Origin of the sequence: Halomarina halobia (genome assembly GCF_029338575.1) — an archaeon.
Taxonomy (GTDB): Archaea; Halobacteriota; Halobacteria; order Halobacteriales; family Haloarculaceae; genus Halomarina; species Halomarina halobia.
Genome location: NZ_CP119992.1, coordinates 2180464 through 2206689 on the forward strand (window position 1 = coordinate 2180464; position 26226 = coordinate 2206689).

At 70.8% G+C, this 26226-nt stretch carries 24 protein-coding genes and 1 tRNA gene; 15 read left to right on the forward strand and 10 right to left on the reverse strand.

The window, feature by feature from the left end; all coding sequences use genetic code 11:
* Together P1K31_RS11550 and P1K31_RS11555 are read left to right on the forward strand one after the other, a co-directional pair.
* The gene (locus P1K31_RS11550; RefSeq protein ID WP_276303475.1) at nucleotides 1–783 is read left to right on the forward strand and encodes a DUF7089 family protein; all 783 of its coding nucleotides are present in this window, start codon (nucleotides 1–3) and stop codon (nucleotides 781–783) included.
* Nucleotides 784–920: 137 nt separating this feature from the next.
* Nucleotides 921–1199: a glutathione S-transferase N-terminal domain-containing protein gene (locus P1K31_RS11555; RefSeq protein ID WP_276303476.1), complete on the forward strand. Its 279-nt coding sequence runs from the start codon at nucleotides 921–923 to the stop codon at nucleotides 1197–1199.
* Nucleotides 1200–1251: 52 nt separating this feature from the next.
* Here the strand turns inward: P1K31_RS11555 and P1K31_RS11560 are convergent, their stop codons facing one another.
* Together P1K31_RS11560 and P1K31_RS11565 are read right to left on the reverse strand one after the other, a co-directional pair.
* A complete protein-coding gene (locus tag P1K31_RS11560; RefSeq protein ID WP_276303477.1) occupies nucleotides 1252–1671 on the reverse strand; it encodes a hypothetical protein in 420 nt (139 codons plus the stop codon).
* Between the two features lie 111 nt (nucleotides 1672–1782).
* Nucleotides 1783–2748, reverse strand: coding sequence for a transcriptional regulator (locus tag P1K31_RS11565; RefSeq protein WP_276303478.1), 966 nt, complete (start codon nucleotides 2746–2748; stop codon nucleotides 1783–1785).
* Between the two features lie 143 nt (nucleotides 2749–2891).
* Between P1K31_RS11565 and P1K31_RS11570 the strand changes: the two genes are divergently transcribed.
* Nucleotides 2892–4394 carry a tRNA(Ile)(2)-agmatinylcytidine synthase gene (locus P1K31_RS11570; RefSeq protein WP_276303479.1) on the forward strand — a complete coding sequence of 501 codons (1503 nt, stop codon included), beginning with the start codon at nucleotides 2892–2894 and terminating at the stop codon, nucleotides 4392–4394.
* 103 nt (nucleotides 4395–4497) lie between these two features.
* Here P1K31_RS11570 and P1K31_RS11575 read toward each other — a convergent pair whose 3' ends face one another.
* The 5 genes from P1K31_RS11575 to P1K31_RS11595 form a co-directional block, all read right to left on the reverse strand.
* Nucleotides 4498–6261 carry a nitrite/sulfite reductase gene (locus P1K31_RS11575; protein WP_276303480.1) on the reverse strand — a complete coding sequence of 588 codons (1764 nt, stop codon included), beginning with the start codon at nucleotides 6259–6261 and terminating at the stop codon, nucleotides 4498–4500.
* A 366-nt stretch (nucleotides 6262–6627) separates the two neighbouring features.
* Nucleotides 6628–7911 carry an MFS transporter gene (locus P1K31_RS11580; RefSeq protein ID WP_368410859.1) on the reverse strand — a complete coding sequence of 428 codons (1284 nt, stop codon included), beginning with the start codon at nucleotides 7909–7911 and terminating at the stop codon, nucleotides 6628–6630.
* A 15-nt stretch (nucleotides 7912–7926) separates the two neighbouring features.
* Entirely contained in the window at nucleotides 7927–10014 is a 2088-nt protein-coding gene (nasA, locus tag P1K31_RS11585; protein WP_276303482.1) for an assimilatory nitrate reductase NasA, read from the reverse strand.
* 381 nt (nucleotides 10015–10395) lie between these two features.
* Entirely contained in the window at nucleotides 10396–11448 is a 1053-nt protein-coding gene (locus P1K31_RS11590; RefSeq protein ID WP_276303483.1) for a pyridoxal-phosphate dependent enzyme, read from the reverse strand.
* Nucleotides 11449–11922: 474 nt separating this feature from the next.
* Nucleotides 11923–12879, reverse strand: coding sequence for a succinylglutamate desuccinylase/aspartoacylase family protein (locus P1K31_RS11595; RefSeq protein ID WP_276303484.1), 957 nt, complete (start codon nucleotides 12877–12879; stop codon nucleotides 11923–11925).
* Between the two features lie 112 nt (nucleotides 12880–12991).
* Between P1K31_RS11595 and P1K31_RS11600 the strand changes: the two genes are divergently transcribed.
* Nucleotides 12992–13345 carry a DUF7536 family protein gene (locus P1K31_RS11600; protein WP_276303485.1) on the forward strand — a complete coding sequence of 118 codons (354 nt, stop codon included), beginning with the start codon at nucleotides 12992–12994 and terminating at the stop codon, nucleotides 13343–13345.
* Nucleotides 13346–13411: 66 nt separating this feature from the next.
* Here the strand turns inward: P1K31_RS11600 and P1K31_RS11605 are convergent, their stop codons facing one another.
* Nucleotides 13412–14659, reverse strand: coding sequence for a potassium channel family protein (locus P1K31_RS11605; protein WP_276303486.1), 1248 nt, complete (start codon nucleotides 14657–14659; stop codon nucleotides 13412–13414).
* 222 nt (nucleotides 14660–14881) lie between these two features.
* Here P1K31_RS11605 and citZ point away from each other — a divergent pair, with 222 nt between their 5' ends.
* Both citZ and P1K31_RS11615 read left to right on the forward strand, forming a co-directional pair.
* Nucleotides 14882–16015, forward strand: coding sequence for a citrate synthase (citZ, locus tag P1K31_RS11610; RefSeq protein ID WP_276303487.1), 1134 nt, complete (start codon nucleotides 14882–14884; stop codon nucleotides 16013–16015).
* A gap of 222 nt (nucleotides 16016–16237) precedes the next feature.
* Nucleotides 16238–16759 (forward strand): hypothetical protein, encoded by a 522-nt coding sequence (locus P1K31_RS11615; RefSeq protein ID WP_276303488.1) that lies wholly within the window; start codon nucleotides 16238–16240, stop codon nucleotides 16757–16759.
* 4 nt (nucleotides 16760–16763) lie between these two features.
* Here the strand turns inward: P1K31_RS11615 and P1K31_RS11620 are convergent, their stop codons facing one another.
* A complete protein-coding gene (locus tag P1K31_RS11620; protein WP_276305740.1) occupies nucleotides 16764–18143 on the reverse strand; it encodes an MATE family efflux transporter in 1380 nt (459 codons plus the stop codon).
* 141 nt (nucleotides 18144–18284) lie between these two features.
* On the opposite strand from P1K31_RS11620, the gene P1K31_RS11625 reads away from it, so the two are divergent.
* The 9 genes from P1K31_RS11625 (at nucleotide 18285) to P1K31_RS11665 (ending at nucleotide 25926) form a co-directional block, all read left to right on the forward strand.
* Nucleotides 18285–18677: a gamma-glutamylcyclotransferase family protein gene (locus P1K31_RS11625; protein WP_276303489.1), complete on the forward strand. Its 393-nt coding sequence runs from the start codon at nucleotides 18285–18287 to the stop codon at nucleotides 18675–18677.
* A gap of 212 nt (nucleotides 18678–18889) precedes the next feature.
* Nucleotides 18890–20101: a threonine ammonia-lyase gene (ilvA, locus tag P1K31_RS11630; RefSeq protein WP_276303490.1), complete on the forward strand. Its 1212-nt coding sequence runs from the start codon at nucleotides 18890–18892 to the stop codon at nucleotides 20099–20101.
* A gap of 208 nt (nucleotides 20102–20309) precedes the next feature.
* A complete protein-coding gene (locus tag P1K31_RS11635) occupies nucleotides 20310–20693 on the forward strand; it encodes a Rid family detoxifying hydrolase (protein WP_276303491.1) in 384 nt (127 codons plus the stop codon).
* 76 nt (nucleotides 20694–20769) lie between these two features.
* A complete protein-coding gene (locus P1K31_RS11640) occupies nucleotides 20770–20970 on the forward strand; it encodes a DUF7981 family protein (protein WP_276303492.1) in 201 nt (66 codons plus the stop codon).
* 126 nt (nucleotides 20971–21096) lie between these two features.
* Nucleotides 21097–21177 (forward strand) — tRNA-Ser (locus tag P1K31_RS11645).
* 250 nt (nucleotides 21178–21427) lie between these two features.
* Complete coding sequence (locus tag P1K31_RS11650) at nucleotides 21428–21835, forward strand: DUF7383 domain-containing protein (RefSeq protein WP_276303493.1); 408 nt, start codon at nucleotides 21428–21430, stop codon at nucleotides 21833–21835.
* 185 nt (nucleotides 21836–22020) lie between these two features.
* Nucleotides 22021–23691, forward strand: a complete 1671-nt coding sequence (gene thsB, locus P1K31_RS11655) for a thermosome subunit beta (protein WP_276303494.1) — start codon at nucleotides 22021–22023, stop codon at nucleotides 23689–23691.
* Between the two features lie 436 nt (nucleotides 23692–24127).
* Nucleotides 24128–24577, forward strand: coding sequence for an Ig-like domain-containing protein (locus P1K31_RS11660; protein ID WP_276303495.1), 450 nt, complete (start codon nucleotides 24128–24130; stop codon nucleotides 24575–24577).
* A gap of 293 nt (nucleotides 24578–24870) precedes the next feature.
* Nucleotides 24871–25926 (forward strand): ornithine cyclodeaminase family protein, encoded by a 1056-nt coding sequence (locus P1K31_RS11665; protein ID WP_276303496.1) that lies wholly within the window; start codon nucleotides 24871–24873, stop codon nucleotides 25924–25926.
* Between the two features lie 47 nt (nucleotides 25927–25973).
* Here P1K31_RS11665 and P1K31_RS11670 read toward each other — a convergent pair whose 3' ends face one another.
* Nucleotides 25974–26198: a DUF7535 family protein gene (locus P1K31_RS11670; protein WP_276303497.1), complete on the reverse strand. Its 225-nt coding sequence runs from the start codon at nucleotides 26196–26198 to the stop codon at nucleotides 25974–25976.
* Nucleotides 26199–26226 lie beyond the last annotated feature (28 nt).

Consider the following 26226-nt stretch of genomic DNA (forward strand, 5'->3'; position numbering starts at 1 on the left):
ATGTTCTCCCAGCGCGACCTGCCCGACGACCTCGCGGCCGTCCGCGAGACGCACGCACCGGGCGCGCTCGTCCTCGACTGCGAGGGGGACTTCGAGACGCTTCCGCCCGCGCGGGCCGAGGACCTCGGTCTGCTGGTCGACTCCCTCGACCCGGTGAGCTACCCCGGAGAGTGGCTCCCGCCGGACGCGCCCGCCCAGCTGCGCGCCTACGCCGGACGGGACTTCACGGTCGGGATGCCCGGCGACGGCGGCGTGACGTGGACCCGTCAGACCGTCCCGCCGATCGTCCTCGTGAAGGCGCGCACGGAGGGATCGCCCGAGGACTTCGTCGCCTTCCTGATCGCGGAGGCGCTCGTCCAGGCCGGCCTCGGCCTCCCTGAGCACTTCCTCGGGTTCTTCGAGGGGCGGTACCGGGACCTCGCCGCCGCCGCCCGCCTCCCGCCCGTGGACACCTACCAGCTCGCGGCCGCGCTCTATGACGCCTACCTCGGGCTCCACACCCGCGAGACGTTCCGCGGCTGGGAGTCGGACCGACCGCGCCTCCACGCGGCGTGGGCGGACGCGGGCGAGCGACTCCAGCCGCGCCTCTCCGGCCTCTCTCGCGAGGTGGCGATCGGGCGAACCGACTTCGCCGCCGCCGCGGAACTCGCCTGCTCCGGCGTCAAGCACGACCTCGACCTCCCGACGCCGTTCGGCGCGCTCGACACGTCGGCGTACCGCGAGCGCGGGGCCGACTACGCCGTCGCGTGGGCGCGGAAGACGTTCGAGAGACTTCGGGAGTGAGTCGAGCGCCCCGCGGACGCGAGTCGCCGTGGGAGTGGACGCCCGCGCCGGTCCCTCCCGAACCCTCCGGATCGGTGTGCAGCCGCGCCGCACACCCGCCGCTGATTTCTTACGCCCCGCGGACCTATCGGACGGCGATGGCGAACATCGAACTCTACGAACTCGAGGGCTGCCCGTACTGCGCGAAGGTCACCCGGAAGCTCGACGAACTCGGACTCGAGTACGAATCGCACATGGTACCGCGCTCGCACGCCGAGCGCACCGAGGTGGAGGAGGTGAGCGGGCAGACCGGCGTCCCCGTCCTCGTCGACGAGGAGCACGGCGTCGAGGGGATGGCCGAGTCGGACGACATCGTCCGCTACCTCGAGGAGACCTACGGCGAGCGCGCGGGCGAGGACGCGAGCGCGAGCGCCTGAACCCGAACTCGAATCGGAGCGGTCGGATTGGTTCTTCGTTCCCTTCTTCGGTCTACGGCGACGCCGTCGTTAGCGACGGTGCCACCGCCTCGTAGCTCATCCGGAGGTACGGCCGGAGGGCGTAGGCGTCCTCCGCCCCGACCGGGACGGCCGCCCAGCCGTCGACCGGGCGACCGTTCGCCTCGAACGGGGCGACCGGCTGGCGCACCCGGAGGTGCTCGCGCTCCGCCGCCGAGAGGCGGGTCAGAACGACGCCCTGGTTCGAGACGAACGCGAAGAGCTCCCCGCCGACGCGGTAGGACGGACAGCCGAAGGTGACGGCGCGCTCGACGCCCGGCCACGGGAGGACGGTTCGCTCGACCGCGTTTCGGAGCGGACCCTTCGCCCGCTCGTCGAAGTAACCGCGCGCGGCGCGCCGAGCAGTCGCGCCGCGATCGCCGGGGGCGACGCGACTACCCGATGTCGTCGTCATGCGAGGCTGCAGCACACGTACGCAGATAAACCGGTCGGTCGCGTCAACGGTCGCCCGAGGGGGAGTGTCGTGTCGACCGCGCGCCCACGGTACTCCCGCCCGTCGTCCCCATCACGCCGGTTCCTCGACGTCCTCGGTGCGTTCGCGCAGGAGGTCGCGGAGATCCTCGGCGTCGTCGATGCGTTCCACCTCCTCGCGCTCGATGAGGACCGTGCGGTCGACGCGGTCGCGCCGCGCCCGGTCGACGACGTAGAACGACTGGGTGCGCGTCACCTCGCCGACCGAACTCATGATCCGGGCGCGCTTCTCGGCGGTGCGGTCGAACTCGGAGTGGCCGGTTAGCAGCGCCTCGCGGCGCTCGTCGTCCTCGCTCACGGCCTTGAACGGCGAGCGGAGCGTCGGGTGGACGTCGAAGCCGACGCGCGTGAGCACCGCCACCAGCGGCTTGTCGTCGGGTCCCGCCTCCGGGTCGTCCGGGGTGGGCTCGCCGTCGCGGTACTCCTCGGCGTCGAACACGTCGACCGGGTGGGTCAGCGGCGCGTCGAACAGCTCCTCGAGCCGGACGGCGACCTCGACGCTCGCGTTCATGCCGTCCTCGTACTTGGAGACGGTGCGCCGCGAGACGCCGAGTTCCTTGGCGAGACGTCCGAGGCTCCACTCGCGGTTCCTGCGCGCGTCGGCGAGGACGTTACCGTCGATGCTCACGTAGAGGCCGCCGGGCGCGGCGTAGATGAGCGGCGGGACGCCCTCGACGAAGAAGTCCATCGCCGTGTCGGGCGAGAGGACGGGCACGCCGTGTCGGAAGTAGACGACGCCGGGTTTGAGGTCCTCGTCCCGCGTTCGCAGGCCGATGACCAGCGGGGTCGCGTCGAGGTACGTGCCGAGCCGTCGCATCTCCGCGCCGGTCGCGCCGTCGAACGAGTCGATGTTCCCCAGGATCTTCACGAGGACCACGTCGTCGCCGCGGCGGGCGGCGACGTCGAAGCTCTTTGGGCGTACGGCACACCGGTCGCTCACGAGGAACCCCGCGTCGGCGAGCATCGCCGTCACGTTGCCGACCAGTGCGGACCGTGACATACCTGGTCATAAGCCTTTGACCGGATATATATATTGTGCCCCTCGCCGCGCCGAGTCCCGCTGTTTCGAGGTCCCTAAACCGGGATTTTAAGACCCCACGCGCGTGCGAAAGTGGTTAATCACTCCCTGTCCGACAGTTTCACGTGACGATCGTCGGCCTCGACGACACGGACTCCCGCGAGCGCGGTATGTGCACCACGTACGTCGCCGCCCGGGTCGCGGACCTGCTCCGCGATCGGGGGCGCGTAGAGCGCCTGCTACTCGTCCGCCTCAACCCCGCGGTCGAGCACAAGACCCGCGGCAACGCCGCCATCGCGATCCACACCGACGTTCCCTCCGAGGTCGCCTTCGAGGTCGCCCGCGACGCGATCGAACGCCACGCCGCGGTCGACGACGAGCGGACCAACCCCGGCCTGGTCGTCCTCCCCGGCGGTTCCGGCGGCTCCGACGACTTCGGCGACCTCGACGGTTCCGACGCGACCGACGACTTCGGCGACCTCGACGGTTCCGACGCGACCGACGACTTCGGCGCGAGCGCCGGCGTCCACGACGCGCTCGCCGCCTTCGCCCGGTCCGCGGTCCGCGAGCACCTCACGATCGCCGACGCCGAGGCGCTCATCGACCACGCGGGCTACCGGAGCGCGGCGTGGGGTGACGGTCGCGGACGCATCGGCGCGCTCGCCGCCGCGGGCGCGTGGGCGGCGTGGCCCCCGGCGTCGTCCCTCCCCTCCGTAACGGACGATCAGCCGGGAGACGAGACCGCGACGGCCGCCCCGCACGCCCCCGGCGACTGGACCTACGAGTGCATCTCCTACCGCGAACCCGACCGCTGGGGGACCGACCGCGAGGTCGACCGCGACTCCGTCTTCGCGGCCGCCGAGGCCGAGTACCCCGCCGTCTGGGACACGGTCGACCGCGTCGAGGGGGAGACGGTCTGCGTCCCCCACACCCCCTGTCCCATCCTCCACGGGATCCGCGGCGACGACCGCGAGGCGGTCGAACGCGCCGCCCGCGCCGTCGAGGGCGAACCCGTCGCCCGCCGCGAGACGTTCCTGACCAACCAGGGGACCGACGCCCACCTCGCCCCGGGAACCGTCGACGGCGTCCTCGACGGCCGCGCCTACCGGCTCTCGGGGACGGTCTCGACCAGTCCGGAGACGCAGCGGGGGGGACACGTCTTCTTCGCCCTCGCCGATCCCGACGAGGGGAACGAGATCCGGTGCGCCGCCTTCGAACCGACCAAGCGCTTCCGCGACCGCGTCCGCGCGCTCCGGCCGGGCGACCGCATCACCGCCTGCGGGGAGGTCGCGGACCGCCCGACGAGCGAGTCCGGGGGGCCCCACGGGTCCGACGGCTCTGTCGCGGACCCCACCCTCAAACTGGAGAAGTTCGCGGTCCGCGACCTCGTCGCGACCGAGCGCGTCGCGCCCGACTGTCCCGACTGCGACCGGACGATGAAGAGCGCCGGCCGCGACCAGGGTTACCGCTGCCGGGACTGCGGGACCGCGGCGGCGGAGAAGGTCGAGCAGGACGTCGGGCGCGACCTCGAACCGGGCTGGTACGAGGTGCCACCGTGCGCCCGCCGGCACATCGCGAAACCGCTCGTCCGCGGCGGGTTCGACGCGCCGACGCACCCCGAGCGGTAGTCACGCCCGTTCACGTCTCTCCTCCCTGCCGGCTCGAACAGTTCCGGCGCGACGTCGAGCGATGCGTGCTGTCGCCGTTCGCGCGACTGCTCGCGGCACATCGTCAGTCGTCCGAGGAGGTCGGCGTCCCGTCGACTACCGGCCGGGTGGGCGTCGAGTCGTCGGCGAACGGGTACCACGATCCCTTGGCGTCGTACATCGCCGGATCCTCGAAGTCCGTCTCCTCCGGCTCGCAGAACGCCGTCAGCGCCTCCTCGTCGGTCGCCGCGACCCACTCGCGGAAGGACTCCCCGTCACTCCGCTCTGCGACGAACGCCTCGATCAGGTTCCGCAGCGCGCCCGGCACCTCGTCCGCGGGGACGCGCTGGCGGATCCACGTCACGAAGCCCGGCTCCTCGCCCATCCCCCCGCCGACGCCGACGTCGAGTGCCTCGACGAGCTGGCCGTCCTTGCGTCCGCGCATCCCCAGCAGGCCGATGTCTGCGGTGTGGGCGTGTCCGCAGTCGGCCGTGCACCCCGAGAAGTGGACGTGGAGGTGCTCCACGTCCGACGGGAGGTCGACGTTCGCGTTCAGCCACCGGAGCAACCGGGCGAGGCGCGTCTTCGTCTCCGTGAGCGCGAGCGAGCAGAACTCCGTCCCCGTGCAGGCCATCCCGCCGCGCTGGAACGCCGTCGGCTCCGCCGGGTAGCGCTCCACGAGCGGTTCGGCGAGCAGGTCGGCCACGTTCGACTCGGGCACGTCCACGAGAAGGGGGTTCTGCCGCCGGGTGAGCCGGATCTCGCCGGAGCCGTACGCCTCCGCGAGGTCGGCGAGCGCCAGCGCGTCGCGCGCCGGGAGCCGCCCGACGGGGACGGTCAGGCCCACGAAGTAGTCGCCGTCGCGCTGCTGGTTCACGCCCACGAGGTCCGCGTCGCCCGTCGCCCCTCCGGCGTTGTACTCGTACCGCTCGCGGAAGTCCTCGCCCGCCGGGCGGAGGTCGAAGTCGACGTACTCGGCCTCGAGCAGGTCGCGGATCCGGTCCGTGCCCCACTCGTCGACGAGGAAGCGACTGCGGTTGCGCGCGCGGCGCTGGCGGTCGCCGTGATCGCGGTAGAGCCGCACGAACCCGCGGACGACCTCGTAGGCCTCCTCGGGGGTGACGAAGACGTCGAGCGGCCGGGCGACCCGGGGTTGCTTCCCCCCGAGGCCGCCGCCGACGCGGACGTTGTAGCCGATCACCGACTCGCCGTCTACCTCCCTCCGCGCTGGTTCGAGGGCGACGTCGTTGATCGCGTCCTGGGCCGAACCGTCGGGGACCCCGCTCACGCTGATGTTGAACTTCCGGGGGAGGTTCGACAGCGCGTCGTCGCCCCGGAGGTCGGTCGACAGGCGGTCGAGCAGCGGCCGGGTGTCGATCACCTCGCGGGCGTCCTTCCCGGCGACGGGACTGCCCGTGATGTTGCGCATCGCGTCCCCGCCCGAGGAGCGGGTGCTCACGCCGGCGGCCTCGAGCTTCTCCCAGATCGCGGGCACGTCCTCCAGCCTGATCCAGTGAAGCTGGATCGACTGGCGGCTGGTGAGGTCGATCCACCCGTTGCCGAACTCGGGGTTCGCGACGGGACCGACGGCGTAGTCGCGGGCCACCTCGGCGATGGCCGTCAATTGGCCGGGACGCAGGACGCCGTCGGCGTTCGCGATCCGCATCATGAAGTAGCCCTCCTGGCCGCTCCGCTGGTGGAACAACCCCCAGAACTTGAAGCGGCTGAACCAGGCGTCGCGCTCCTCCGCCGGAACGGACTCGAAGCCCTCCTCGGCGAACGCGAGGATCCGATCGCGGACCGCGTCGCCGTAGCACTCGTCCTTCCACGCCTCCTTCTTATGCGCCACCGTCGCCCACCTCGTAAAGACGTACGTCTACTTTGCAGGTCGATTTTTTCATGTACATTCTTCGTTTCACTCGAAGTCGGATGAGCGTGGTACAGAATAGGATAAAAGCGTAATCGTTGAAAATATCTAAAAACGTCGCGTCGGGCGGAACGAGCGTCTAATCTGAGTACGTGTATAGGCGATATAAGGGGGTTCTTCGTCGGAAAACCGCCCGCATCTCGGGCGAAGAACTGCCCTCTTGTCCAGTTCTCACCCGCCGGCGCGTCCACCCCGCGCGACGGCGTCGCGCGCGAGAACGCACCGCTTGCCGTCTCTATCGCGCGTTCGCGGAGGAATGAGGAACGCGTCGGGGGCCGGTCGCTGGTCTCAGTCGTCGCTCTCGTCGGCGCGATCCCGGGCGGGTGAGGGGTCGAACGGTCCGGCGGCGTGCGCCCGACGGGCGAGGGCGGGCCGCGCGATCCACGCGTTCAGGAGGACGATGGGGATCACCAGGGTGGCCACGGCTGCGTACCCGGCGTGGACGCTCCCGAGAGTCGTCTCGGCGGACGCGAAGATGAGCGGGAAGCCGATCCCGCCGAACGTGCCGATCCCGCCGACGATGCCGGCGGCCGCCCCCGTCCGCTCGGGGAACATCGCCGGGACCTGCGCGAACACCGCGCCCTCGGCGAACGCGCACGACGCGCCGACGAGCGCGCCGGCGGCGACGGTGAGCCCCACGCTCCCGGTCTCGCCCGCGAGCGTCAGTCCGAACAGGCTGACGACCACCCACGAGAGGCAGACGACGGTCCACTGCTCCCGCGGGCGACCGGCGAACACGGGCAGCACGTCGCGTCCCTCGCGCACGAGCCGGTCGCTGACGTACCCGCTGACGGGGCGGAGGAGCCCCGCGGCGAGCGAGAAGGTCGCCGCGAAGGTGCTCGCGACCACGAGCCCCGAGCCGAACCCCTCGCGGAAGTACGTGGGGAGCCAGCCGTTCATCGAAATTTCGAGCCCGAAGCTCATCACGTAGGCCAGCGCGAGAGCGAGGACGCCGTAGCGGGTGGCGACGTGGAGCCACTCCCGGAGCGAGGCGCGCTCGCTCGCCTCGCGCGCCCGCGCCTCGCTCTCCGCGTCCTCGCCCAGCAGGACGTAGACGACCGCCATCGCGATCGCCGCGACGCCCGTGACGAGGAACGCGCTCCGCCAGTCGGCCCCGAACAACCGCGGGAGCAGGAGCGCACCCCCGGCGGCTCCCGCGTTCCCGACGCCGGCGTAGACGCCCTCGGCGGTTCCCAGTTGCTCCTCGGGGAACCACTGGGCGACGTGCTGGATGCCGACGACGAACGTGACGCCCGCCGAGGCGACGACCAGCCGCGAGAGGAAGAACGCGACGTAGGAGTCGGCGAACGCGCTGACGACGCTGAACGCGCCGACGTACGCGAGCACCGCGGCGAACACCTTCGGCGCGCCGAACCGGTCGGAGAGCCAGCCGGTCACGATCCGGCCCGGCGGCGCGCTCCAGATGGCGGCGCTCGCGAGCAGCCCGACGTCCCACGTCGTGAGCCCGAACTCCTCGCCGATGGGGCCGGTGAACGGGGCGAACGAGAACCAGATCAGGAAGGAGAGGTTGAACGCGGCGGTCGCGAGCAGGAGCGTCCGCCACTTCGTCATCCGGACGAGCCCCACTCAGCTCACCTCCGGGAGCCCGACGCCTCGCGACTGCTCGGGCGCGACCAGCCTGACGGCGCACTGCTTGTAGTTCGGCTCTCGCGACAGCGGATCGACCGCCGGGAGCGTGAGTCGGTTGGCGAGTGGGTGGTGGATCGGCACCCAGACTACCCCCTCAGGGACGCCCTCGTCGGGAACGAGGCGGGCGGGGACCGCCCCCCGGCGCGACTGGAGCGTCGCGGTCGCCCCGTCCCCGCCGCGCTCGCTCTCCGACCGGTGGCGCTCGACCGTCGCCGGGTGGACGCGCGCGACCAGCACACCGCCCGCTCCGGGACCGCCGCGAGAGCGGACCCCCGTGTTGTACGCCTCGGCCGTTCGCGCGGTCGTGAGCGTGAGCGGGTACGCCTCGTCGGTCGGTTCGGCGAGATCGGCGGCGACCCGCGCGCCGAAGCGCGCCAGGCCGTCGGCCGTCGGGAACGACCAGCCGCCGTCGTCGCGGTAGCGGTAGCCGCCGACCGAGTCGGCGTCGGGCGCGGGCCAGCGGACGGCGCGCTCGGCGTCGAGTCGCTCGTACGTGATCCCGGAACAGTCGGCGTTCGTCCCCGCGGTGAGCGCGGCGAACTCGGCGAACGTCGCCGCGGCCGACGGCGGCGCGTCCGGGAACAGGCCGGGCGCGATCCCGTCTCCGATCGTCGCGATCAGGTCCAGGTCGTTCCTGACCCCCGAGGGCGTCCCGGTCGCGGGGCGCACCCGCGAGACCGTCCGCTCCATGTTCATCACCGTCCCCGAGGACTCGCCCCACGTCGCGGCCGGGAGGACGACGTCGGCGTGCTCGACGGTCTCGGTGCGGAACGCGTCCTGGACGACGAGGAACGCCTCGTCCAGCCGCGCCGCGGCCCGGTCCGCGTCGGGCAGGCTCGCGACCGGGTTCGTCGCCACCGTCCAGACGGCCTCGACCTCGCCCCCGACGCGCTCGACGATCCCGACCGGACCCGGACCGGCGTCGTCCGGGAGGCGCGCCTCGGGAACCTCCCAGGTCGCCGCGACCGCCGCTCGCGCCGCCGGGTCGTCGAACGGTCGGTGCCCCGGCCAGGTCCCCTTCGAGGAGCAGACCCGCGTCCCCATCGAGTTGGCCTGCCCGGTGAGCGAGAACGGCCCGCTCCCCGGCCCGAGGTTCCCCGTGGCGAGACAGAGGTCGATCAGCGCCCGCGCCGTCGCGGTCCCGTTCGCGCTCTGGTTGACACCCATCCCCCAGTAGAGCAGCGTCCGACGGTCGAGCAGCGCCGCGAGTCGGCGGACCGTCCCGGCCGGGACGCCCGCCGCGGCCGCCCCCGCCTCGACGGTCGGCAGCCGAGCGCGCAGGGCCTCGAACCCGGTCGTCGCCTCGCGCAGGAACGCCCCGTCGATCCCGTCGCGCTCGACGGCGGCGGCGAGCACGGCCCGGGCGAGCGCCAGGTCGGCACCCGGCGCTGGTCGGACGTGGAGGTCGGCGCGCGCCGCGGTCCGCGTCTCGACGGGATCGACGACGACGAGGTCGGCGTCGGCCGCGCCGTCCTCGATCCAGCGGAAGAGCACCGGGTGTGCGACCGCCGGGTTCGCCCCCCAGACCACGTGCACGTCGGCCAGCGGGACGTCGTCGTACGTCGGCGGGGGCGCGTCGCTCCCGAACGCGTCGTAGTACGCCCGGACCGCGCTGGCCATGCAGAGCGTCGTGTTGGCGTCGTAGTTGCGCGTCCCGATGCCGCCGCGGGCGACCTTCCCCAGGGCGTACGCCGCCTCGTTGGTCTGCTGGCCGCTTCCGAGGACCGCCACGCCGTTCGGGTCCCGCTCGGCGATCGCCCGGAAGCGAGCGATCACCGCCCCGAGCGCGACGTCCCAGGTCGTGGGAACCAGCGCGCCGCCGCGCCTGACCATCGGGCGGGTGAGCCACTCGCCGTCGGGGTCGGCCGACTCGCTCGTTCCCCGCCGACAGGCCAGTCCGCGATTGACGGGGTGGGCCGGGTCGCCGCGCACCGCGTCGACGCCGTGTCCGATCGACGCGCCCTGCTGGACGTGCCCACACCCGACGGCGCAGCGCATGCACGTCGTCGGGACCTGTTCGCTCATCGGCGCACCACCGCAGAACGCAGTCGAGGTGGACGAACGTCCGTGAATCTCGAATATCGATCGTCTTTCATTGGTACTCGGCGTAGAAAATTGACACAGTGCTACTTTATAGTCTCAACCATTTACAAACGTTGTAAATTTCTATATAACAACCGACGAACGGCCGAAACTACAACGTCTATTACGCGACTAAGGGGATTTTTCGTCCAATTCCGAGGCGGTAGTCCCCGGAAAACTGGACGAAATAAACTCCCGGCGGTCGGCGACCGCCGCGGCGGTGGGAGGATCGATCACCCGACCGCGCGCCGGCGATCCGCACCGTCCTCCCACCGCGTCCCTTCCGCGGCGCGGTGAGTCAGGGGGTCCGATCGATCGTCCCGCTCACGTCTTCAGTCCGCTTCCGGTGAGCGGCACGACCACGTCCGCGTCGGCGTCGAGCACGCCGCGCTCGCGGTACTCGCGCAGTCCGGCGGGCGCGACGGCGGACGTCGACTCGGTGTAGAAGCCGCTCGCGTGGAGCGCGTCTAGCTCGCGCTCGGTGGCCGCGGCGGCGACGCTGATGGCGTCGCCGCCGGTCGTCTCGATGGCCGTCAGGATCTCGTCGCGGCGCACCGGCTCGCGGATCTGGATACCGTCGGCGAGGTCGTTGCGGGTACCCGACGACCCGTGGAGCGTCCCCGCGATCGGATCGTATCCCGCCGCTTGCACGCCGAGCAGCCGGGGCGTCCGATCGGTCCAGCCCGCCTCGCGGAGCGCGCGGAAGCCGCGGTACGCGCCGAGAAAGAGCGTGCCGTGGCCGAGCGGGAGGACGACGGCGTCGGGCACCGCCCAGTCGCGCTGGTGGGCGACCTCGTAGGCGAACGTGGCCGTCCCGGCGAAGAACGCGGGGTTCCACGCGTGGCTGGCGTACCACCCCTCGCCCGCCCCGACGGCCTCGACGCACGCCTCGGTGACGGCCTCGCGGCTCCCCTCGACGCGCACCACCTCCGCCCCCGCGCGCTCGATGGCGCGGACCTTCGACTCCTTGACCGCCGCGGGAACGTAGACGGCGCAGTCGACCCCCGCGCGTGCGGCGTAGGTTGCGACGGCCGCGCCCGCGTTGCCGGAGGAGTCCTCGACGACGCGCTCCGCGCCGACCTCGACCGCCCGCGAGAGCGTCGCCGTCGCTCCGCGGTCCTTGAAGCTCCCCGTCGGGAAGACGTACTCCAGTTTGAACGCGGCGTCCCACTCCGGCGCGTCCACGAGCGGCGTGTACCCCTCGCCCAACGTCACGCGTTTCTCCACCGGAAGGAAGGGGGTGTACGCCCACAGCCCCTCGCGCGGGTCGGGTTCGTACCGATCCGGTCGCGGTTCGTCGGCGAACTCGAGCGGCTCGCCGCACTCGCAGCGCCACCGGTCCTCGTACTCGGCGTCGCAGGCGGGACAGTAGAGCATACCTGAAGCTGGAGAACGCCGGACCTGTCGGTTTCGGTCGCGTTCGGTGGGGCGAACAGGCGACGCGTGGCACCCTCGCGGAACGGCGCGTCGCGCTCCCGCCTCGACCGTCCCGCGGCCGTACTCAGACGATGGGGTCTCTGGTCCCGTTCCGGTATTTGAACGTTCGTGCTGGGCCCTCATCCGAGGAGGCGAGCGTCCGCGCCGCGCAGCGGCGCGGTTCACCGCCCCGAGCGAGTGAAGCGAGCGAGGGGCGGCCTTTTTTGGTCCACTGCTGTATTCGCTTCGCTCGTCCAGCACGCTACCAGTCGCTCGTGGAAACGGATTTTCGCGCACGATTCGGCTCGTGTCGTACCGCGAGCGAGTGAGCGGAGCGAACGAGCGAGCGGCCTTTTTAGTCCAGGTTTTTGGGCGGGGTTCGACGAGGCGTGGCTCCGCCACGCCGAGGAGGACTCCGTCTAAAAACGTGGGGTTTCAGACTTCGTCGATGTCCGTCCCCACGGAGCAGACGTACTCGCCGGTGGCGACCTGCGGGAGACGGCGGGTGCGCCAGAGGATCCCCTCGGAGTCGGCCGTCACGGTCGATTTCACGGTGCCGAACGCGTCGGTGACGTCGAAGAGGGGGTCGCCGCGGGCGACGTCGTCGCCGAGGTCGGCGTGGAAGGCGACGAGACCGCCGGCGGGCGCGCCGTACTGCTCGAAGCCGGTCGCGCGGGTCTGGGGTTCGACCTCCACGTCCCCCTCGACGAAGCCGTAGTGCGCGAGGACGTTCTTCACGCCCCGGACGCCGACGCGGATGCTCTCCTCGTCCCAGCCGACGCTTCCGCCGAGCTCGGGGTCGACGGTCGGGATCCCCTCGTCGGGAGCGGTGCGAGCGAGTTGACCGTCGGGGCCCTTCTGGTCGAGGATGTAGCCGCAGCCGAACACCTTCGCCAGCTCGAGGCACTCGCGGTGGAGGCGGTGGCGGTGGCCACAGCGCACCCGCGTCTCGTCGATCATCCGGCTGGTCGATCCCTGGTGCAGGTCGAGGATGAGATCGGCGCGCGTGGCCGCCTCGAACGTGGCGGCGGCGATGCGCTCGCTCGACGTGCCGTTGGCGTCGCCGGGGTACGCCCGGTTCATCTTCGTGTCGTCGATCGGGTTGCGGTGCTCGGCGACGTGGAACCCGTGGACGTTGACGATCCCGGTGACGAGGATCTGCCCGGAGAGCGTTTCGGGGTCGAGCTGCGGAATCAGGCGCTGGAGGACGCCGACGCCGTTGAGTTCGTCACCGTCGCTGACCGCCTGCACGTAGAGGGTCTTACCGTCGTGCGCGCCGTTGATGACCGCGACGGGCAGCGCGACCTCGCTTCCGTCGCGGGCCTCGCCGACGGTCAGTCGCCCGACGGCTAACTCCCCGGGAGCGGCAGTCGCCGTACCGAGCGTCGTCATTACCTATACGCGGTAGGTACACGGCCTTAGGCGGTTCGGTATCGGAACCCTGTCACTGCGCCCCGCCGCGTCGCGAAGACGCTTTGTGGGCGACGACCGAACGGATCGTGTGGTGGACGACGTGGACGACGTGGACGACGACTCGCCCCCCGGTTCGCTCGGACGAGACGACGACATCGGTCACGCCTCGGAGCCGCGAAACGTCCCCGAACGCCCCGGAACGGCCGCCTTTGCCGCGGCGCTGAAGGTCCGACGGAACGCGAAGTTCGGCGCGATCGCCGGGTTCCTCGTCGCGGCGCTCGTCTACGCGGTCCGGGTGTTCGAACTGCTCGGTCCCGTCCCCGGTACCGGCCCCGGTCCCCTGCTCTTTCTCGCCCTCGCGTTCGTCCTCGGCGTGGGCGTCGCGCTCCTCGTCGCGCTCGCGCTCACGGTCGTCTCCGCGTCGCGGGCGGCCCGTCGGCTCTGACCGCACGCCCTCGCGCTCGCGGTTTCGCCCTCGCTCACGTTCCGCTTCGCCCCGCCCTCGCTCCGCTCACCCGTAGTCCTCGTCGAGGGCGTCGCCCGCCAGTTCGGCCAGCCGCCCCGCGCCGGCGCGCGTCCCCTTGGCGATGAGCACGTCGCCCGCGTGGAGTTCCGTCTCGGCGCGCGGGGAGACGACCCACTCGCCGCGCGCACGGCCGAAGCGCGACTGGGTCGTGGTGCCCGCCACCGCCCCGCGCCGGACGGCGATGACGCGCATGCCCGTCTCGGTCGCGACCATCTCGTCGCGCAGGGTGGCCCCGGCGAGCGCGCTCCCGTCCGCGACCTGGAGCCGAACGATCACCTCGTCGGACTCTCGGACCGCCTCGGCCACGACCGGGTGGGTCCCGAGTCCCCGCAGGACGCCCTCGCTGATCTCGAGGGCGGCGTCGGAGATCACCTCCGTCGAGCGCGCCAGGTGGACCAGCCCGCGGAGGGCGACGGGGTCCTCGACGCGCCCGGCGGCCTGCAGCGTCCACGCCTCGAAGCGCGACTGCAGGGCGTCGACCTCGGCCTCGAGTTCCAGCACCTCCTCGGCGACGGCCGTGCTGTCGAACAGCGCCGCGCCGTAGGCGAGGTCGACCGCGAGTTCGCTCATGTTCTTCATGAGGACGATGGAGTCGACCGCGCGCTCGAGGTCGTCGATCGCCGGCTCCGCGGCCTCGACGGCCTCGTAGGCCCGGCCGGTCACCCGCTCGTAGACCTCGCCGAGTGCCTCCTCGTTTCCGCGCAGGAGGAGCACGTCGCCCGGTGTGAGGCGCGTGTCGGCCCCGGGGTTGGTGAGCCACTCGCCGTCGCGCCGGACGGCGATGACGCGGATCCCCGTCTCGGTTTCGAGGTTGACGTCGCCGAGGGTCCGCCCCGCGAGGTCCGCGTCGGGGACGAGCGTCGCGCGCACGAGGGTCTCCACGGCCTCGGGGAGCGCGGCGCGCATCGCCTCCGGGAGGCCGATGTCCTCGAGGACGATCTTCGCGATGTCGCCCGAGGCGTCGGAGATCTTCTCCGCGGCCCCGACCACCCCGAGGACGGGCGCGAGCGCCTCCGCGTCCTCCGGGTTGCGCGCGGCGAGCAGGAGGCTCATACGCGCGCGCATCTGGAGGATGTCCATTCGATCTTCGAGGGTGAGCACCTCCTCCGCGATGTCGTCGCTCCCGAGGAGGACGGCCGAGTAGGAGAGGTCGATGAGGAGTTCGGCGGTGTCTTTCATCTCCGCCAGGAGCTCCTTCACGCTGGCCGGTTGGTACTCGACCTCACCGTTCATACCGGTCCCTCCGATCGGCGGGGTAAAAGGGTTGCCGGGGGACGGCGACGCGGGAGTCGCCCCGCCGGGGTCGGGGTGCGGAACGTCCGGGATCGACCGACGCGCGACCTCGCGCTCGCACTACCCTCCCCGGCGGTATTACGCCGTATGAGGCGATTTCAGGGCCGTTGCGAGATACCTCAATAATAACCCTTTTAGACTCGGCTCTGAAACCGGTAGCGTATGGCTGACGAGCTGAAGAAGGGGCTCGAGGGTGTGCTAGTCGCGGAATCCGAGCTGAGCTTCATCGACGGGGATGCGGGCCGGCTCATCTATCGCGGCTACTCTATCGACGACCTCGCGCGCGAGGCCAGCTTCGAGGAGGTCGTCTACCTGCTCTGGCACGGCGACCTCCCCGAGGCGGGCGACCTCGCCGAGTTCGCCGACGCGATGTCGACCGAGCGCGACCTCGAGGGCGGGACCCAGGACCTCGTCCGGGAACTCGCCGCCGCGGACGAGGAGCCGATGGCCGCGATGCGGACGATCGCGTCGGACCTCTCGGCGTACGACCCCGACGCGGACGCCGACCCGACCGACCGCGAGGCGAACCTCCGCAAGGGCCGCCGTCTGACCGCGAAGCTCCCGACGGCGCTCGCGGCGTTCACCCGCCTCCGGAACGGCGACGAGCCGGTCGCCCCCCGAGAGGACCTCTCGCACGCCGCGAACTTCCTCTACATGCTCAACGGGGAGGAGCCCGACGACGTGCTCGCCGAGACGTTCGACATGGCGCTCGTGCTCCACGCGGACCACGGGCTCAACGCCTCGACGTTCGCCGCGATGGTCACCGCCTCGACGCTGTCGGACCTCCACAGCGCCGTCACGAGCGCGATCGGGACGCTCTCGGGCAGCCTCCACGGCGGGGCCAACCAGGACGTGATGGAGATGCTGAAGGAGGTCGACGAGAGCGGAAAGGACCCGAAGCAGTGGATCGACGACGCGCTCGCCAACGGCCGCCGCGTCCCCGGGTTCGGCCACCGCGTCTACAACGTGAAGGACCCCCGCGCGCGAATCCTGAGCGAGAAGTCGAAGGCGCTCGGCGAGGCGGGCGAGGTGAAGTGGTACGACTACAGCGTCGCCATCGAGGAGTACCTCCGGGAGGAGAAGGGCCTCGCGCCGAACGTGGACTTCTACTCCGCCTCGACGTACTACCAGATGGGAATCCCGATCGACATCTACACCCCCATCTTCGCCGTCAGCCGCGTCGGCGGCTGGATCGCCCACGTCCTCGAACAGTACGAGGACAACCGCCTCATCCGCCCCCGCGCCCGGTACGTGGGCGACCGGGACCTGAACTACGCGCCGGCCGACGAGCGGTAGAGACGGCGACGGCAGTATCGGGCCGGGGCAGGACGGCGGTATCATTCCGCGAGCGCGGAGCGCGAGCGGCCGCGAGGGCGACCGCAGGGAGCCCGAAGCGGTTTTGGTCGAGGTTTTACCAGCGAACCGAGAGCGACCGCGGAGCGTGTCGCTCTCCGGGAGCGCAGTAAAACGCCGCGTCGAGCCAAGAAGCTTACGTCGCCCGACGACTCCCCTCACGTCGTGTACGAAACGGTCCCCCCGGTGGTGCAGTCGCTGCTCGAGACCTCCACCGGTCCCCTCGGACTGCTCGTCGTCCTCGTCTACTCGCTGCTCGTGGCGACCGTCCTCCCCTTCCCCGGCGAGGTCGTGCTCGCGGTCCCGCTCGACCTGGGCTTCGACGCGCGCGTCGAACTCGCGCTGCTCATCGTCGCGAGCAGCCTCGGGAAGGCCGCGGGGGGTCTGCTCGCCCTCCACGTGCGCGATGGCGCGGTCCGGTCGAACCCCGTCGTCCGCGTCTACGGGCGCGTCCCGCCGTGGATCGCGGAGCGCCAGCGCTCGTTCGTCAGGCGGGTCGGCCGGCACGGCTCCCTCGGCCTCGCCGCGGGGCTCGCGGTCCCGCTGATGCCCGACACGGCGCTCATCTACGCGTTCAGCGTGGTCGAGACGAGCCCGCTCAAGTTCGCCGCCGCCGCCTTCGTCGGGACGGTGGTCCGCCTGCTCGCGGTCGTCGGCCTGATCGGCGGGCTCTCCGCGCTCGCCTGAGCGGTCAGTCCTCGGTGAGACTGCCCCGTTCGGCCATCATCCGGGCGGCCCGCCCGGCCCAGTCAGAGCGTCCGAAGCTGACCGTCAGGACGAGCGCCATCCAGACGTACGCCAGCGCGATGCCCGCGTACGCCCCGACGACGCCGTAGCCGAGGACGACGCCCGCGAGGTAGGTGAATCCGACCGTGAACCCGAAGAGGCCGGACGTGCGCGCGACGAGGGGAACGCGCGTCTCGCTCGCGCCCCGGAGCGCCCCTTGCAGCACGACGAAGACGACGAGGAACGCCGCCGTGAGGCCGTACACGCGAGCGAAGGCGACCGCGTACCGTGCCGTCTCCGGATCGTCCGTGAACGCGCCGACGAACGCGTCCGCGCCGACGGTCAGCAGGAGGCCGATGCCGCCGACGGTGCAGAGCCCGAGCGCGGCGGTCGCCCAGCCCTCGAAGCGCGCCCGGATCGGGTCGCCGTCGCCGAGCGCCTGTCCGACGACGACGCTGGCCGCGACGTTGTAGCCCCGCGAGAGGGGGCTGGTCACCTGCTGGTAGGCCCGTCGGCCGATCTGGAAGGCGGCGTTCACCTCCGTCCCGAAGCCGAGGAGGATCGCGTTGAGCGGGAACTCGGCGAGCGTCGAGGCGAGCCCCTCGGCGACGGCGGGGGCGCTCACCGCGACGAGCTGCCGGGCGACGACCGGATCCGAGGGGCGGACCACCCCGGCGTCGGTCCACCCCGTGCGGAGCGCGGCCGTGAGCACGACGGCGGTGAAGACGTTCGCTGCGGCGGTGGCGAGGCCGACGCCGACCACGCCGAGGTCGGGCGCGCCGTACAGCCCCAGCCCGAGGGCGACGCTGCCGGCGATGTTCAGCCCGTTGGCGACGACGTTAACGTACATGGGCGTCCGGGTGTCACCGGTCCCCTGCAGCGAGCGGGCGGCGACGAGCGAGACGTGGCGGGCGGGGGCGGTGGCGAAGACGATCGCGAGGTAGGTGCCGCCGAGGCGGGCGACCTCGGGCGGCGCGCCGAGCAGCGCGATGGCCCCGCGGCCGAACAGGACGCCGAAGGCGACAAACGGGAGGCCGAGCAGCGCGCCGACGAGGAGCGCCGCGCTGATGGCCTGATCGCGGTTCGCGTCGGCGCGGGCGACCCCGGCGTCGGTAGCGCCGGTGTCCCCGTCGCCCCCTACATCGGGGGTTCGGGGCGTCTCCGACGCTCCGGTGTCCTGGCTGGAGAGCGCGATGGCCCCGCCGCCCATGCCGAGGCCGATCCAGAGGGGAACGCGGGCGTAGAGGTCGGCGAGGCCGATGGCGGCGACCGCGACCGGCGAGATGGTCGCGGTGACGACGACGTCGGTCGTCCGCATCAGCGTCCGAAACGTCTGTTCGGCCATCACCGGCCACGAGAGGTCGAACACGCGCCGCCACACGGCGAGCACGCGGCGGTTCGACGCGAACGGCACGGGCCGACGGTTCGGGCGGTCGCCGTTTGAGCGTGCCGGTCGGTTTACGTGTTCGCGGATGCGACGGTTCGCATGGACGTGTTCGTCTACGGGACGCTGGCCGATCCCGAGCGCGCGGACGAGGTCCTCGACGACTACGAGTACCTCGGCGAGGCGACGCTCTCGGGACTCCACCGCGTCGACGGGACGTATCCGACGCTCGCCCCCGGTGGGGAGACGCGGGGCCGCCTGCTTCGCACTGCCGACCTGACGGCGCTCGACGCCTACGAGGGGGTCGACCGGAGGCTCTACACCCGCGTCCGCGTACCGAGCGACACGCGCGACGGGTCGGTCTGGGCGTACGTGGGCGATCCGGAGGCGCTGTTCGCTCCCGTCGAGTGGCCGAGCGACGGGCCGTTCCCCGAGCGCGTCAGGGACTTCATCCGATCGCAACCGGTGGTGGTGCGGGCGGACGACGCGCGTTAGTCGCACGTCTGACGGCGGAGAAACGCCACTGCCGCCGTGTGGTTTCACTTTCAGTACGGATGGGGAGGGTTTATGCCCCTCGTGGCTCATCGAACAGACGTCACACGTTCCGAATCGGTTCGGAACGTACCACCTGTGTTTTCCCCACGGGTCGGGGTACCCCCTCGGCCATTCAAAACACGTAACAGCCACCACCGGGTACGCCGGAGCATATGTTGTCGCTCGACGACGTGCGCGCGGCGCGCGAGCGCATCGGTGACGCCGCCGTCCGCACCCCACTCGACTACTCCCACACGTTCTCCGAGTTCACCGGCGCGGTGATCCACCTCAAGTACGAGCAGTTCCAGCGGACCGGCGCGTTCAAGATCCGGGGTGCGACCAACCGCATCGCCACCCTCTCGCCGGCGGAGCGCGAGGCGGGCGTCGTCACCGCCAGCGCGGGCAATCACGCCCAGGGCGTCGCGCTCGCCGCCACGCGGGCCGGCGTCGACGCGACGATCGTCATGCCCGAGAACGCGCCCATCTCGAAGGTGAAGGCGACCGAGGGCTACGGCGGACGGGTCGTCCTCCACGGGGTCGACTACGACGCCGCGCAGGACCGCGCCCACGAGATCGAGCGCGAGGAGGGGCGGTTCTACCTCCACGCCTTCGACGACCCGGACGTGATGGCCGGACAGGGGACGATCGGCCTCGAGATCGTACGGGACCTCCCCGAGGTCGACACGGTCGTCGTCCCCGTCGGCGGCGGGGGACTCATCGCCGGCGTCGCCACCGCGGTGAAGGGGGTCGACCCCGACGTGCGCGTGGTCGGCGTGCAGGCCGAGGGGGCGTCGAGCGTCGCCGACTCGCTGACCAAGGGCGAGGTCGTCTCCTGTGGGGACGTGGACACGATCGCCGACGGCATCGCCGTCGCGCACGCCGGCGAGATGACCTTCGACGTCATCCGCGAGCGCGTCGACGAGGTCGTCACCGTCTCCGACCCGGAGATCGCGATGGCGATCACCTACCTGCTCGAGCGCTCGAAGGTGCTCGCCGAGGGTGCCGGTGCGGTCCCCCTCGCGGCCGTACTCGGCGAGAAGTTCGACTACGAACCGGATGAGGTCGTCGTGCCGGTGATCTCGGGGGGCAACATCGACTCGAACACGCTCACCACCGTCCTGATGCGCGGGCTCCTCCAGCGCGGGCGCTACCTGCGCATCAAGACCGTCCTCAAGGACGAACCCGGCGCGCTGCGCAACCTCGCGGGCGTCATCGCCGGCGAGCGCGCGAACATCTACGCCATCCAGCACGACCGCACCGCCCGCGACGTCGGGATGTCCTCCGCGGAGGTGGAACTCGACCTCGAGACGCGCGGGCACGACCACGTCGAGCGGCTCATCGAGACGCTGGAGTCGAAGGGCTACCCCGTCGAAGTGCTGGTGTGAGCGGCGCTCCGCCCGGCGAGCGTCACGTCCCCGTTCCGCCGAACCGCGCGAGTACGTCCTCCGGAACGGGGTTCACGGACGAGGACGTCCTCGTCCGAACACAGGCGTTCGAAGTCGCGGTCGGTCGTGAGCGAACTACCCTGTCGGCGTTCGCCCGGCGCGCTCGGCCCCGCCGGGATTTATGCTCTCCCCGACGGAGGAGGCGGGTATGAAGCGCATCATCAGCACGGACGACGCGCCCGCGGCCGTCGGCGCGTACAGCCAGGCGACGACCACCGGCGACCTCGTGTTCACGGCGGGGCAGATCCCCCTCACGGCCGACGGCGAACTGCTTGACGACGCCTCCATCGCCGAGCAGACCGAGCAGGCGCTCACGAACGTCGAGGCGGTCCTCGCGGCGGCGGGTGCCGACCTCTCGGACGTGCTCAAGACGACGGTCTTCCTCGCGGACATCGCGGACTTCGAGGAGATGAACGAGACGTACGCGGGCTTCTTCGACGAGGAGCCGCCCGCCCGGAGCGCGGTGCAGGCCGGGGCGCTCCCGAAGGGCGTCGGCGTCGAGATCGAGGCCGTCGCGTCGCTGGGGGAGTGATACTGTTGGACGTAAGCCCGCGAAGAATGTCGACTCGCGGAATGTCGAATATCTTCACGAAGTTACGTCCGACAGTATGAGGCCGCGGCTCCGATCGAGCCTCCTCTGGGGGCTGGTGGGCGCGATGGCGTTCGTCGTGCTCGTCCAGGGGTACGACCTCGCGGTCGCGCGGCTCCCCGTCGGCCTCCCCGCGAGGCTGGCGCTCGCCGCTGTCGTCGGTGCGGTCGTCGCGTCGGCGGCGTACGCGACCGAACACCGCCTCCACCGGCGGACGTGAGGATCGCCTCCGCCGGGTTGGACGGCTCCGGCGGGGACGGCGGCCCTCGGCCGCGGTCCCCGCCGACGCGCGTCGCGGGGCAAACGAAAGGACTTAAACGAGTCTGCGGGGTAGTATTCCCTGCGAGCCAGGATGGCCGAGTGGTAAGGCGCACGCCTGGAAAGCGTGTTCCCTCTGGGATCCGGGGTTCAAATCCCTGTCCTGGCGTATTTTGACGCGAACGGACGTGAGCGTCTATATCGCAAACGAAGGGATCTGAGCAGACGAGGCGCACGCCCGAGCGAAGCGAGGGACCGTCTCGGCGCGTTCAAATCCCTGTCCTGGCGTTCTGACACTGTCGAACGGGTGAGCGGTGCGTTTCATCGCACCCCTTCGTTTCGTGTGGAACATCAGACTGTTATTCCGGCGTACCGGTCGAATCCACGACCGCTATGTGTTTCGACCCGTTCGGTTCGGTATGGACGAGCCACGGTACCGGAGCAACTACGCGCTCGTTGAGTTCAGCGAGCACCTCGGCGACGACCCGGACGCCCTCGAGATCCCGTGGGCGGAGTTCGTCGGCGACGAGTCCACCGAGCGCGCGTTCGCGGTCCCCGTCGACGGTGCGATGGACGGCTACGTCACGGTTCAGGCGTTCGACGTCGGGACGTACGGCCACGAGATCCTGATCAACGGCGAGGCGCTCTCGGGATTCGACATCCCGCCCGCCGCGGGCTGGCAGTGCTGGATGGACGTGCTCACGGGGGCGACGCTCCGTGCGGGCGAGAACACGATTCGGATCCGCCGGGACGCCGACTCCGGCGACGACTTCGCCGTCGGGACGGTGCGGGTGAACTGGCGCGAACCGGCGGTCGACGACCGATAGTATTTAAACCGAGCGGTCGCGACGATCCGAGGACGCCTCCCGTCCGCTCCCCGCTCCTCGTCGGTCGCGCGCGACACACGTCTCGTGGGCCGGTTATTCCGTTGCCGTACATTGTTCCGTGATAGCACACCTCCGCGGAGATCACCTACTTTTATATAGAATCACAAACAACGTTCGACTCGATTATGAGCCAGCGACAACGCATGGGCCAGCCGATGATCATCCTCGGCGAGGACTCCCAGCGGATGAAAGACCGCGACGCGCAGTCCCACAACATCTCCGCCGCACGGGCGGTCGCCGAGGCGGTACGTTCCACCCTCGGGCCGAAGGGGATGGACAAGATGCTCGTCTCCTCGATGGGCGACGTCACCGTCACGAACGACGGCGTCACCATCCTCCAGGAGATGGACATCGACAACCCGACCGCGGAGATGATCGTCGAGGTCGCGGAGACCCAGGAGGACGAGGCCGGCGACGGCACGACCACCGCGGTCGCCATCGCGGGCGAACTCCTGAAGAACGCCCAGGACCTGCTCGAACAGGACATCCACCCGACGGCGGTCATCAAGGGCTTCCACCTGGCGTCCCAGCGGGCCCGTGAGGAGGTCGACGACATCGCCGAGCGCGTCGACACCGACGACGAGGAGCTCCTGCGGAAGGTCGCCGAGACCTCCATGACCGGCAAGGGTGCGGAGCTGAACAAGGAGCTGCTCGGTCAGCTCATCGTCGACGCGGTGAGGCAGGTCACCGTGGAGGGCCCCGAGGGCGAGAACGTCGTCGACCTCGACTACGTGAAGATCGAGACCCAGACCGGGCGCGCCGCCGGCGAGTCCGAACTCCTCCAGGGCGCGGCGATCGACAAGGACCCGGTCCACCCGGACATGCCCGACACCGTCGAGGAGGCGCGGGTCATGCTCATCAACGAGCCGATCGAGATCGAGGAGGCCGACGTCGATACCCAGCTCTCCGTCGACAGCCCCGACCAGCTCCAGCAGTTCCTCGACAACGAGGAGGCCCAGCTCAAGGAGAAGGTCGAGCAGATCGAGGCCACGGGCGCGAACGTCGTCTTCTGCCAGAAGGGCATCGACGACCTCGCCCAGCACTACCTCGCGAAGAAGGGCATCCTCGCCGTCCGCCGCGCGAAGAAGTCCGACATCAAGTTCCTGAAGGAGGTCCTCGGCGCGCGCATCGTCAGCGACCTCGACAGCGCCACCGAGGAGGACCTCGGCACCGGTAGCGTCCGCCGCGACGACGCCGACGAGCTGTTCTACGTCGAGGGCGGGGACAGCCACGGCGTGACGCTCCTGCTGCGCGGCTCGACCGACCACGTCGTCGACGAACTCGAGCGCGGCATCACCGACGCGCTCGACGTCGTCGCCCAGACCGTCTCCGACGGCCGCGTGCTCGCCGGCGGCGGCGCCATCGAGGTCGAACTCGCCCGCCGCCTGCGCGACTACGCCGACTCCGTGGAGGGGCGCGAGCAGCTCGCCGTCGAGGCGTTCGCCGACTCGCTCGAACTCGTCCCGCGCGTCCTCGCCGAGAACGCCGGCCTCGACGCCATCGACACGCTGGTCGACCTCCGCGCGGCCCACGAGGACGGCCAGATCCGCGCCGGCCTCAACGTCTTCTCCGGCCAGGTCGAGGACACCTTCGACGCGGGCGTCGTCGAACCCGCCCACGCGAAGGAGCAGGCGCTCTCCTCGGCCACCGAGGCCGCCAACCTCGTCCTCAAGATCGACGACATCATCGCCGCGGGCGACCTGTCCACCGGCGGCGACGACGACGAGGAGATGGGCGGCGCGCCCGGCGGCATGGGCGGCATGGGCGGTATGGGCGGCATGGGCGGTGCTATGTGAACGTCGGTTCAGCCGACGTTCACATAGGCAGCCGAACTCCGTTCGGCCCGCCGATGTAGAACGAGCTTTTGCCCTGCGCTCGGGCCTAGCGGCCCTGCGCTCGGCAAAAGCTCGATCAAAAGCACTCCTCCTTCGCTTCGAGCCGCTTCGCGGCTCTCCGCTCAGTCGTCGGCCCGCTCGCACCGCTCCGCGGTGCTCGCGGTGAGCGCGTCGGTGAACCGCCCGCCGAACACGTCTTCTTTGTTTTCGATCACCTAGCCGTAGCTACCGCTCGACCGCCCCTCCGCCTCGAACCGCTCGACGAACCGCGCGACTGCGATGGGTTCGCGCCGCGCCGATCCGTACCACACCGCGCCCGACTGATCCGAACACCCTTTTTAATACGTGAATTAAACTACGGAAAGATATATCGTGGGTCGTCGAGTAGCCGACGGGCATGCGCCTTTCCTCCCGTCGAACCGTCGTCCGTCGCCTGGGATCGGCGGCCGCGCTCGCGGTCGCCGGTTGCGTCGCGTCGCCGGGCGACGCCGACCCCTCGCCTCCCGCTTCGGGTGACGACTTCGCGAGCGAACGCCCCGACGAGTACGCCGCGATCGTGCTCGTCAACGCGGACGACGTCGCCCGTACCGTCCGCCTCCGAATCGCGGACTCGGAGGGGGAGTCGCTCTTCGACGCCGACGTCACGCTCGACCCGGGGGCGACGAAACGCTACACTGAGACGCTCCCGCTCGCAGCCGCGGGGATGACGGACTTCGCGGTCGCCGTCGCCGTAGACGGTAGTCCTCCCCGGCGGGAGGCTATCGTTCTCAGCGGCGACGGCGGACGAACGGTGCGCGTCGTCGTTCGGGACGGCCGCGTCGTCATCGGCTTCGGCGAGCGCGCCTGAGTCGGTCGTCCGCGATCGCCCGCCCGTCGGTTTCGTTCGCCGCCTCGTCCAGCCACGCCGGCCGCGGCACCTCGGTCGTTCCGCGGTCGGTGTAGCGGTACGCTTCGCGGTGGCGGACGGTTCCGTCGCCCCCGACGCGCGCGCGTACGTCTCGACGCACTTCTCGGTAAAGCCGTCCTCGCGGACGACGAACTCGACGCGGACTCGCGGATCTCGCGGCCGCGTTCCGGGTCGTATACTTCCCCGCCGAACGCTTCAGATGCGTTAAGTACCGGGGGGGAAGTATTGCCGCCATGGAGACGCTGCTGTTGAACTCGGAGGACGTCCTCGCCAACGCGAGGACGTCCGAGGTCATCGCGGCGGTCGAGGACGCCTTCGCCGCCTACGAGCACGGCGACGCGCAGATGCCCGCCAAGTCCTACATCGACCTGCCGCAGTACAACGGGGACTTCCGCTCGATGCCCGCCTATCTGGACGTACGAAAGAGCGAGTACGGGCACTCGGGCGAGTCCGACTCGGTTCCGAACTCGGACGGGGCCGGCGACTGGGACGCCGCCGGGGTGAAGTGGGTGAACGTCCACCCCGACAACGCCGATCGGTTCGACCTGCCGACCGTGCTCGGCACGATCATCTACTCCGACCCCCGGAACGCCTTCCCCCTCGCCGTGATGGACGGGACGAGCGTCACGCGCCTGCGTACGGGCGCGGCGGCCGCCGTCGCCACCGACTACCTCGCCGTCGAGGACGCGACCTCGCTCGGGATCGTCGGCGCGGGCGTCCAGTCGTACACCCAGTTAGAGGCCATAAGCGAGATCCGGCCCGTCGAGCGCGTCGTCGTGAGCGACATCGACGCGGAGCGGGTCGCGGCCTTCCGCGAGCGATTCGGCGACGACTTCGACGTGCGGGCCGGGAGCGTCGAGGAGGCCGCCGCCTGCGACGTCCTCTCGACGGTCACGCCCGTCGAGGAGCCCATCGTGAGGCGCGAGTGGGTCGGCGAGCGCACGCACGTCAACGCGATGGGCGCGGACGCCGCCGGCAAGCACGAACTCGAGGACGAGATCCTGCTCGACGCGACGCTCGTCATCGACGACCACGCCCAGACCACCCACTCCGGCGAGATCAACGTCCCCTACTCGCGTGGCGTCCTGACCGACGACGACATCCACGCCGCGATCGGCGAGATCGTCGTCGGGAAGCGGCCGGGGCGCACCGCCGACACCGGCGTCACCGTCTTCGACTCGACCGGCCTCGCCATCCAGGACATCGCGACCGCGCACGTCGTCTACGAGCACGCGAAGGAGACGGGCGCGGGCTACCCGTTCGACCTCGTGGACACGCGCGTTCGGTGAGGCGGGACCGGCCTCGCTTCCGTCCCGCTCGTCCCCGCTCTCCTCCGCTACTCCCGCCGTCGCGCCCGTCGGTCCGCGCCGCGCTCGAACAGCTTCGAGACGACCCAGACGATCGCGATGAACGGCAGCAGCGGCACGAGCAGTATCACCATGCCGAGAAAGAGCGCCCAGCCGATGGCGCTCATCTCCGCGTCCGGCCGGCCGAAGTACTCCGGCGTGACGGTTCGCATCCGCGCGGCGAGGCCCTGCCGTTCGTTCGGGTCCTGGCTCATGCTTGCCGATACGCCGCGCGGAAATAAA